Genomic DNA, 8,228 nt, shown 5'->3' with positions numbered 1-8,228 from the left:
CTTGACCAGTTCCTTCTTGGTGGTGTTGAGCACCTTGATCTTCATCTGCTCGCCCGTGGAGGTCTGCTTGCAGAGGTACTGCAGGCCAGTCCACGAGGATTCGAGCTTCTGGAACTCGGCGCCGTGCATCACTTCGCTGAGCTGATCAGAGATGAGCTGGTCGATCTCGGCGATGCGGGCATCGATGTTGGCCGACAGGTTGTCCGACACCACCACGGTACCGTCCAGCACCTCCTTGACCAACTCGCCAATGATGTCCTTGGCGCGAGCATGCTCGGTATCGGTCTTGGCGACCTTGCTCTTGGCGACGATGTCATCCAGCAGGCTGACGCTTTCGGCCAATGCGCCCGTCTGGGCTTGCAGTTGTGCGCTCATGGTCTTACTCCTGATCTTGCTGAGCCTGGGCGCCCAAGGTCTTGAGATGTTCGGTATTGCTCAGCACCTGGCCCAGCAAATCTTCCAGCTTCTCGTTGCCGGCCAACTTGTTACGCAGGTCAGACAGCTTGGTACGCGCTTCCAGCAGCTTGCGAAGCGGCTCGACCTGCTCAACAACGGACTCAGGACGGAAGTCATCCATCTTCTTGAATTCGAGGTTCACGGCGAACTCGCCGCCTTCAGGGCTGAGCTTGTTCTTGACGCGATAGCTGGCGCGCGGCGCCATGCCGGCCATGACCTCGTCGAAGTTGTCCATGTCGACGTTGACGAACTTGCGGTCCTTCAGTTTGGGCGCAGGCTTGTCCGGATCGGGCTGACCGGTGAAATCACCCATCACGCCCATCACGAAGGGCAGCTCTTTTTGCTCGATGGCATCGCCGATCTCGACGTCATACGTGAGCTGAACACGCGGTGGGCGCACGCGCTCCAGACGTTTTTGAACGCTGTCTTTCTTGGCCATGGAAAGGCTCCTTCCTTGAACTGTTTACTGCAAAGCACCAAAGGGATTGTTGCGACCACCCGAAGCTCCTGCGGCTCGTGCCGTAGTGGCTGGAGGTGTGGACTTCACGGGCTGCGCCAGCGCTGGTGCGGCTGCTGGTGCGGAATTGGTACGGGGCACGGCAGGCACTGCCGATGCGGCGGCCAGCACTGCTCTGGGTTGAGACTTGGCCGCGGTCTTCGCTTTCACGGGCTCGGAGGCCGCAGCGACGGGTTGTGGCACAAGGATGGGTTCGCCCAAAGCTTCTCGAATCAGCTTGGCGACACTCTCTGCCTCACTACGCGTCGAGCCGTTAACTTCATTGGCCTTGCGCAATTGCTCCAGCGCCAGGGCACTCACGCGCAAGCCACTCACAGCCAGAATGCTCTTGGCGGTCAGGTCGTTCACGTCCCGCTGAAGGACTTCCTGCGACTCGGTGATCGCTGGCCCGTATTGATGCGCATCAAAATGGATCTGAGCCTTCTTCAGCCATGGCGCCTTGGACGAAGGATCAGCCTTGATCGCCTGATCGAGTTGAACCATGGCCTGTTCAGTATTGCCTTGCTTCTGGGCCTTGTCCGCTGCAGCCAGGTTTTCGTTGACCTGCTCCTGCACAGCCAACCTGGCCGCCACATCATCCTTCTTTGGTGTGGACGAACATGCCGTCAAGGCCGACAGCACGGAAACCATCACCGCGCAGCACATGCCGCGGCGTACGAATGCCAGACTCAATCTACTACTCCCTGTTTGATCTTTATCGTTGCCGCGAAAGCACTTTGGCATCAAGCGACAGGCCGGATTAAAGCCGAATTCGAAATAACTGCCTGCCCCCATAGGGGGGTGATTTACAGACTCTTTCACTTGGTTGCAAATCACCACCCCCTCCAGTGGGGGAGCCTCATTCATCGGGCCGTCAGAGCTTCTTAAACTACGCGCCTGCGATGGGCACAGGGCGCCCCGCTCAAGAAGTATGAACACAAGAACAAGGGAGAGGCTCGGCGTGCGCATCGGCGATCTGATCGCCGCATCCTTGCTTGCGTCAAGCGTTGCATTGAGCGTTGCAATCAGCGGCTGCGCGTCCGCACCGTCCATTCCCTCTGGGCCAGCAATGCCCACCATGCCCGGTACACCTTCGGCACCATCGTCATCCAGTGATGGTCTGCTGGGCATGATCAGCAGCGCAACGGATGCAGCACTCTCAGCTGTCGGATTGAAGAAGCCAGATGTACCACCCGCGCCCGAGATCCCTGACAGCGCCATGCCGGACTACAAAGTGAACTGGCGCGTGTATGCCAGCGAGTCACTCAACGTGGATGAACAGGGCCATGCGCTGGCGCTGGTCGTGCGCATCTACAAGCTCAAAAGCCCGGACGCGTTCCTCCAGGCAAGCTACGACACCTTCGGTGATGCCGCAAAGGAAAAGGCGGTGCTCGGCGATGACCTCGTCGGCGTACGCGAGCTCCAGCTCGTCCCCAATCAGCACCACGAAGCCATGGACAAGGTTGCGCGTGAAGCCCGCTACATCGGCATCGTCGCCCTTTACAAGAATGCCCTGGCAGGACGCTGGCGCTATGCCTTCAGCACCGCGGCCGCAGACAAGACCGGCCTGACCATCGGTGCGCACGCATGCGCCTTGAGTATTCAGGTTGGTGAAGCCATCGGTCAGGCAGCCAGCACGGTGCGCTCGGTCGCCATGCCCTGCCCTTGATACATACAAGAAAGAGATAAAAGTGATCCAGTCACCCAAGATCCTATGGGGAGAAGGCCTTTTCCTCAGGCCGCAACACTTCCAGCAGCAAGACGCGTATCACGAGTGGCGCCTGGCCCAGATGTCACGCCTGCTTCATCCGTATGCATGGGGCGTTCGCCACATCAAGATTGATCCAGACGCCTTGCAGACAGGCCTCTTGCGCATCCTTGAATTGCAGGTCGTGTTCCCGGATGGGGAGCTCTTCAATGCGCCGACAGAAGACGAGCTGCCGCCACCCGTGTCGCTTTCGGCGTTGACTGAATCAGGCAACCAGACTGGCACCGACACGGTCTTCCACCTGGCCCTGGCGCCTCTGCGCAGCAATGGCACGAACATGGCCGCCACGCGAGAAGAAGCCGACACCGCCGCCCGCTACTACCGCAGCCCCATTCAAGCCGCAGATGCCTATACAGACGCGGTTCCGGCCGAACTGGTAGTGCTGCGCAAATCAGCTCGCTTGCTGTCCGACTCGGAGCCCCGTGGGCATCTGGTCAGCCTGCCGCTGCTGCGCCTGAAGAAAACCTCGACAGGTGGGCATGAACTGGACGGCCGCTTCATGCCGCCGTGCCTGAACATCCAGGCATCACCAGCGCTGTTCCTGCACCTGCGCCGCCTTCTGGACGTGATGCAAGCCAAGGTGGATGCGCTCTACGGCATGCATCGCGAGCCCAGCAAGAACGTCATCGAATTCCGTTCAGGCGATGTCGCATCGTTCTGGCTGCTGCACACCGCCAGCGCCGCGTTCGCTGGCCTGTCCCACCTTGCACGCCATCCAGCCTTGCATCCGGAGCGTCTGTTCGAGCGCCTGCTGGAGTTGGCCGGTGCGCTGATGACCTTCTCCAAGACCTTCACGCTGGCCGATCTGCCCACCTACGACCATGTGAACCCCGGACCGGCGTTCACCCGACTGGATCAGATCGTGCGCGACTTGCTGGAAACGGTGATCTCGACGCGCTACTTCGCGATCAACCTGCAGGAAAACGTCCCGTCTTTCCATCAAGGCCGACTGGATTCGGAGCAGATCAGTGCGACCACGCAGTTCTACCTGGGTGTATCCGCCGCCATGCCGCCTGCCGAACTGGTGGACGTGGTGCCCGCACGCTTCAAGCTGGGCGCGCCGGACGATGTGGACAAGCTGGTCTTGTCGGCCATGCCCGGCGTGAAGCTGGTTCATGCGCCTCAAGTACCGGCCGCCGTGCCGGTGCGACCAGGCAGCTACTACTTCACACTGGAGTCGCGCGGCGCACTCTACGATCGCATGATGCAGGCACAAGCGCTCAGCATCTACGTGCCCTCCGGCATCCAGGATTTGCGCCTGGAACTGGTGGCCGTGAATGCCTGACAGCCCTCGACTGAACCCGCCTGATGACCGACTGATGAACGCCCGATGATGGAGCACCTGACATGAGCCCCGCCGCCAACGCCCCCCGCTTGTTTCCAGATCAAGTCGGCACGCCTCGCCATCAGACCAACCTGCGCGCAGTGGCCTCAGCCGACAAGGATGCGGCATCTCTGCTGGATCTGATGTACGACGGCTTCTACCTGCTGTTCCTCCTCAAGGGCAAACACGCCCCGATGGATGCGGACGTGTTTCGCGATCGCATCAAGCAATTCCTGACCGCGTTCGAGCGGGGTGCCACGCGCATGCAGGCCTCCGCCGAAGACATCTACCTGTGCAAGTACGCCTTCTGCGCAACAGTAGACGAAGCGGTGCTGATGTCCGGCTTCAAGGCTCGTGATGCCTGGATCCGTCTGCCCTTGCAGATGCAGTTCTTCGGCGAGCAGTTGGCTGGCGAGCAATTCTTCGAAAAACTGGAAGACCTGCGCCGGCAAGGCGCGCCGCGCGTACAAGCACTGGAGGTCTTCCACATCTGCCTGCTACTTGGCTTTCAAGGCAAGTACTTGCTGGAAGGCACAGAGAAGCTCGGCTACCTCACTGCGCGACTGGGCGACGAAATCGCCCGCATCAAAGGCCACGGCGCCGGTTTTGCGCCGCATTGGTCGGCACCGGATCGCGTGCAGAACCAGTTGAAGAACGAAGTGCCGCTGTGGGTGATCGGCTCGGTTTTCGGGCTGATGGCTTTGCTGGGTTTCCTCGGGCTGCGCTGGCAATTGACCGAGCAAACCAAGCAGGCCTTGGGCGCCCACCACCACATCGTTCAACTGGCGCCCCAAGTAGCCAACATCACGATCACACTGCCCTGAGCAATAAAGGTCAGCGCCCGCCGGACTCTTCGTCCAGCTTGCGCAAGAAGGCCATCTTGTCGGCGATCTTGGCCTCCAGCCCTCGCGGCACAGGCTGATACCACTGCGGATCAGCCATGCCATCAGGCAGATAGGTTTCGCCAGCGGCATAGGCGTGCGGCTCGTCATGGGCATAGCGGTACTCGTGCCCATAGCCCAGCTCTTTCATGAGCTTGGTAGGTGCGTTACGCAGATGCACCGGCACCTCGCGTGATTTGTCCTGCTTCACGAAAGCGCGCGCCTGGTTGTAGGCCTTGTAGCCGGCATTGCTTTTGGCGGCCACAGCCAGATAGATCACAGCCTGGCCCAAGGCCAACTCGCCTTCTGGCGCACCCAGCCGCTCAAACGTCTCGGCAGCATCATTGGCGATCTGCATGGCGCGCGGGTCAGCCAGGCCAATGTCTTCCCACGCCATGCGCACGATCCGCCGCGCCAGATAACGCGGGTCTGCGCCGCCATCAAGCATGCGGCACAACCAGTACAGCGCACCATCCGGATTCGAGCCGCGCACCGACTTGTGCAAGGCCGAAATCTGGTCATAGAAGTTATCGCCGCCCTTGTCAAAACGACGGGCATTGAGCGTCAACGCGTTCTGAATGAAGGCGGCATCAATGTGGGTGGTGCCTGCTGCACCGGCCGCCGTGTTGCACTGTTCCAGCAAATTCAGAAAGCGCCTTGCATCGCCATCGGCATAGCCCACCAGGGTATCGACCGCGAGTTCGTCAAATTGCAGGTGCGACAAGGCCTTGGCTTGCGCGCGCGCCAGCAGTTGCTTGAGCTCTTCATCTGTCAGCGACTTCAGCACATAGACCTGCGCGCGCGACAACAAGGCCGAGTTCACTTCGAATGAAGGGTTCTCTGTGGTTGCCCCAATGAAGGTGACCAGACCAGACTCGGCATATGGCAACAAGGCATCCTGCTGCGATTTGTTGAAGCGATGGATCTCGTCCACAAACAAGATCGTGTGCTTGCCTCGCGCCAGATTTTGTTCGGCCTGCTCCATGGCCGCACGGATGTCCTTGACGCCCGAAAAAACCGCCGACAAGGCGATGAACTCGCAATCAAACGACTGCGCCGTCAAGCGCGCCAGCGTGGTCTTGCCCACACCAGGCGGCCCCCACAGGATCATCGAATGCGGCCTGCCGGACTGGAACGCCAGGCGCAGCGGCTTGCCCTCACCCAGCAAATGAGTCTGCCCGATCACATCGGACAGTTGATGCGGACGAAGCGCCTCGGCCAGTGGCGGCGCCGGCTCCAGTTTGAACAGATCAGACATGACGTCATTGTCGCAGGCACTGTCGTGCCATTTGACAAGCCATCCAGACAGGAGAAATATGACGATTTGATGAAGGTTTATCCTGATTTGCAGATCGCGCCATCGGCGCATGCTGCGAAATCAATCCCGGCGCTTGTTTCAGGTCGGCCCCAGACAAGAAACCGTCAAGAAGAAAGCTGAGGTGCCCCATGTTGACCCTTGCCATCGTTTGCCTGGTTCTGCTTCCTATCGGCGTGGACTTTGCCCTGCGCGGCCGCCACCAGACCATTGAGCTGTCCATGGTCCGCCAGAAGTGATTTGCACAGGGTACTAGACAAAACCCTGAGGGGATGACACAATGAGCGACTTCGCAGCCAGAGATGGCTCGAAGTTTAAAGATCATCCCCTCTGACCTTTTTCAAGCCGGGTTGTTCACCGCACAAGGTTTCGGAAGCTCTCCTTCAAGAGAAGCCTTTCAAAACGTGCAGGCTAACAACCAAGAGCGTGTCTTGAGTTCCGGTTGGCGGCGATGCCGTCGCTTATCAACCGACTCACCGTGGCCCCTTGAGGCTAGAGCCTTCGCCGGATGACCGAGCCAACTTGCTCGATCAGTTTGTGCGCTTGTCACGAAGTACGGACACGAATCCATAGCGACCCCACCTTGGCTCAGGCCGTCTGACGATTTGTCAACGCCTGACCGTGGCGTTTTGTTGCTTGCCTTTTTCGGCAAGTGGCAGCGCTTTGTCTTGCTTGAAAGAAGTTATGTCACAAGAAAACCAATTGCCCCAGAATGACCAGATCGAAGCATCCGTGGACGAGTCGCGTGTCGACGCCCACAGCGCTTCCCTGATCGACGCCCTGGCGCGCCGCCTGCAAGCCGAAGAATTCGGTGAAGACGCAGACGAAGCTGTCGAAGGCGAAGAAGGCACTGCCGAAGCCGCTTACGAAGGCCCCCGCTTTGAAGACCTGGGCCTGAGCCCGATGCTGTGCCGCTCGCTGCAGGACTCCGGCTACACCCAACCGACCTCGGTTCAAGTTGAAGCCATTCCCGCAGCCCTGAAGGGTGCCGACCTGCGCGTGGCCTCCAGCACCGGTAGCGGCAAGACCGCCGCCTTCATGCTGCCTTCGCTGGAACGCATCATTGCCGCCCGTGGCGACAACACCAAGCGCCGTGAAAAGGGCAAGACCTACGGCCCTCGCGTCCTGGTGCTGGCACCTACACGTGAGCTGGCCATGCAGGTGGCCAAGGCTGCCGACACCTACGGCCGTCACATGCAAGGTCTGCGCGTGGCCACCATCGTGGGTGGCGTGCCTTACGCTGCTCAGCTCAAGGCCCTGCGCGGCCCGCTGGACGTGCTGATCGCCACCCCTGGCCGTCTGCTCGACCACCTGGGTACCGGCGCTTGCGTGCTGTCCAACCTGGAAGTGCTGATCCTGGACGAAGCCGACCGCATGCTGGACATGGGCTTCATCGAAGACATCGAAGCCATCGCCGAGCAGACGCCTGAAAACCGTCAGACCATGATGTTCAGCGCGACCTTCGCCGGTCACGTGGGCCAACTGGCTCAGCGCCTGACACGCGATGCCGTGAGCATCGAAGTCTCGTCGCACACGGACAGCCATGACAACATCGAGCAACGCCTGCACCTGGCCGACTCGCTGTCGCACAAGAACGAACTGCTGGACCACCTGCTGACGTCCAAGGACGTTGACCAGGCCGTGATCTTCACCAGCACCCAGCGCGATGCCGACATCCTGGCTGACCGCCTGGCTGACATGGGTCACGCCGTGGCCGCCCTGCACGGTGGCATGCCTCAAGGCCGTCGCAACCGCGTGCTGCAAGCACTGCGCTCGCGTCAACTGCGAGTGCTGGTGGCCACCGATGTGGCCGCTCGCGGCATCGACGTGCCCACGATCACCCACGTGATCAACTACGGCATGCCCATGAAGGCAGAAGACTACGTTCACCGCATTGGCCGTACCGGTCGTGCTGGCCGCAGCGGCCTGGCCGTGACCCTGTGCGAACGTCGTGACATCGGCATGATGCGTCGCATCGAGCGCTTCAC

Annotated in this window: 8 protein-coding genes; 4 read left to right on the top strand and 4 right to left on the bottom strand. The window is 60.4% G+C overall.

What is annotated here, in order from left to right; genetic code table 11:
- From EPO09_RS07020 to EPO09_RS07010, 3 genes are all read right to left on the bottom strand, one after another.
- Positions 1-375, bottom strand: a 375-nt coding sequence (locus EPO09_RS07020) for a type VI secretion system contractile sheath large subunit (RefSeq protein ID WP_290641559.1), incomplete at its 3' end; no start/stop codon positions are given.
- A 4-nt stretch (positions 376-379) separates the two neighbouring features.
- The gene (tssB, locus tag EPO09_RS07015; RefSeq protein ID WP_290641557.1) at positions 380-895 is read right to left on the bottom strand and encodes a type VI secretion system contractile sheath small subunit; all 516 of its coding nucleotides are present in this window, start codon (positions 893-895) and stop codon (positions 380-382) included.
- 24 nt (positions 896-919) lie between these two features.
- Positions 920-2,032 (bottom strand): hypothetical protein, encoded by a 1,113-nt coding sequence (locus EPO09_RS07010; protein ID WP_290641561.1) that lies wholly within the window; start codon positions 2,030-2,032, stop codon positions 920-922.
- Here EPO09_RS07010 and tssJ point away from each other — a divergent pair.
- From tssJ to icmH, 3 genes are all read left to right on the top strand, one after another.
- Positions 1,914-2,621: a type VI secretion system lipoprotein TssJ gene (gene tssJ, locus EPO09_RS07005; protein ID WP_290641555.1), complete on the top strand. Its 708-nt coding sequence runs from the start codon at positions 1,914-1,916 to the stop codon at positions 2,619-2,621. The two genes, EPO09_RS07010 and tssJ, sit on opposite strands and share 119 nt — an antisense overlap.
- A 22-nt stretch (positions 2,622-2,643) precedes the next feature.
- Positions 2,644-4,005: a type VI secretion system baseplate subunit TssK gene (gene tssK / locus EPO09_RS07000; RefSeq protein WP_290641553.1), complete on the top strand. Its 1,362-nt coding sequence runs from the start codon at positions 2,644-2,646 to the stop codon at positions 4,003-4,005.
- Positions 4,006-4,067: 62 nt separating this feature from the next.
- Positions 4,068-4,868 (top strand): type IVB secretion system protein IcmH/DotU, encoded by an 801-nt coding sequence (gene icmH, locus EPO09_RS06995; RefSeq protein WP_290641551.1) that lies wholly within the window; start codon positions 4,068-4,070, stop codon positions 4,866-4,868.
- A 10-nt stretch (positions 4,869-4,878) separates the two neighbouring features.
- On the opposite strand, the gene EPO09_RS06990 is transcribed toward icmH, so the two are convergent.
- Positions 4,879-6,183: a replication-associated recombination protein A gene (locus tag EPO09_RS06990; protein ID WP_290641549.1), complete on the bottom strand. Its 1,305-nt coding sequence runs from the start codon at positions 6,181-6,183 to the stop codon at positions 4,879-4,881.
- A 741-nt stretch (positions 6,184-6,924) separates the two neighbouring features.
- On the opposite strand from EPO09_RS06990, the gene EPO09_RS06985 reads away from it, so the two are divergent.
- A partial coding sequence (locus EPO09_RS06985; RefSeq protein ID WP_290641547.1) for a DEAD/DEAH box helicase occupies positions 6,925-8,228 on the top strand: 1,304 nt, incomplete at its 3' end.

The sequence above is a fragment of the Aquabacterium sp. genome, from assembly GCF_004297345.1.
GTDB lineage: Bacteria > Pseudomonadota > Gammaproteobacteria > Burkholderiales > Burkholderiaceae_C > Aquabacterium.
The sequence above is the reverse complement of the archived record's forward strand: the minus strand, read 5'-3'. Positions and strand labels throughout refer to the sequence as shown.